At 49.1% G+C, this 1301-nt stretch carries 1 protein-coding gene; it reads right to left on the bottom strand.

Going from position 1 to position 1301, the window contains the following annotated elements; all coding sequences use genetic code 11:
• Positions 1–1202, bottom strand: a 1202-nt coding sequence (locus AB1555_20130) for an IS256 family transposase (GenBank protein MEW6248987.1), incomplete at its 3' end; no start/stop codon positions are given.
• Positions 1203–1301 lie beyond the last annotated feature (99 nt).

Here is a 1301-nt window from a genome sequence, read left to right as displayed (position 1 = left end):
CCATCGACGAACTTTCTCCCTGCATACACATCAGACAATAACCAGAATCCTTTCAAAGTCCGGAAGCTCTTTTCTGCAACCTGAAGGAGCTTCCAGATCATCGCCGTTGCATTTTGGATCTTCTTGAAACGCTTTGCCGCATCCGTTCTCAGCCTTACCGAACTGAACGGTGATTCCACTACGTTGGTCGTCCGAAGATGCACCCAGTGCTCCTTCGGGTACGAATAGAATGTCACCATCCGATCCCAGTCGGTCATGAGTTTCTCTGCCGCCTTCGGATAATCCTTCCCATACCGTTCAACAAATACATTCCTGAGTTTTACGCATTCTTTAACAGTCTCAGCATAGGGAATACGCTTGAGATATTCAGCGGCCTCAGACCGTATCCTCTTAGGGAAACAGTCCAACACGTTTCTGATCTTGTGGTTCCAGCACCGCTGCTCGTTGCCCTTAGGATGTAGCTCTGCAAGGGCTGACCATATGCCAAGATGCCCGTCCGCAATCGTCATGCTGCCAAGTTTGAGCCCCCTGGCGGCCATATCTCTCAGAACCCCGCTCCATGATTCCTTGCTCTCACGATAGCCGCTCTCACAGGCCAAGAATACTTTATGTCCGTTGGTGAGCGCCCCAATTATTACAAGAAGAGCTGCTTTGTCTTTTTCAAGTCCGGCCTTTACATATATCCCATCGGCCCACTGATACACTACTTCAAGCCCGGATAAATCCCGGCCTTTCCATTCCTCATACTCCAACTGCCATTTGGCTTTCAACCGATCTATTGATGATGCCGACAACGGCGCTCCTTCTCCCAGCAGTCCCCGTAACGCCAATGTAAAATCACCTTTGGCCAATCCGTGCAGATACAGCTCCGGCAGAAGCTGCCCTACCTCTTTTGTCCGACGCTTAAAATACGGCATGATCTTGCTCTCAAAGGGCTCCTCTGTGCCTCTCATGCGAGGCCGCTGGACTGTAATCGTACCGTTCATTAATGCGAATTTCTTCGGCTTCCCGTACCCGTTCCGATATCCCCGAGTGCCATCAATTACTTTCATCCTCTCGGATTTCTTCCTCCCCAGAAATTCCTCAACCTCTTCTTCCAAAATGTCCTGGATATATTCCTGCGCCTTCAACCGAACCATTTCCTCCAACATATCATACGTCCTGCTTGGCTGCTTTGCTGCCTCAGTGATACCCTTTCGCATGGGTGGTGTCTCCTTTTCTTTTGTTGATTTCGAGCTCAACATTTAAAGATTTAGGATACACCGCCTTTTGTCTATTTACACACTTTTTGATTGTACCTC

This window comes from Nitrospirota bacterium (assembly GCA_040755395.1).
Taxonomy (GTDB): domain Bacteria; phylum Nitrospirota; class Nitrospiria; order Nitrospirales; family Nitrospiraceae; genus DATLZU01.
The sequence above is the reverse complement of the archived record's forward strand: the minus strand, read 5'-3'. Positions and strand labels throughout refer to the sequence as shown.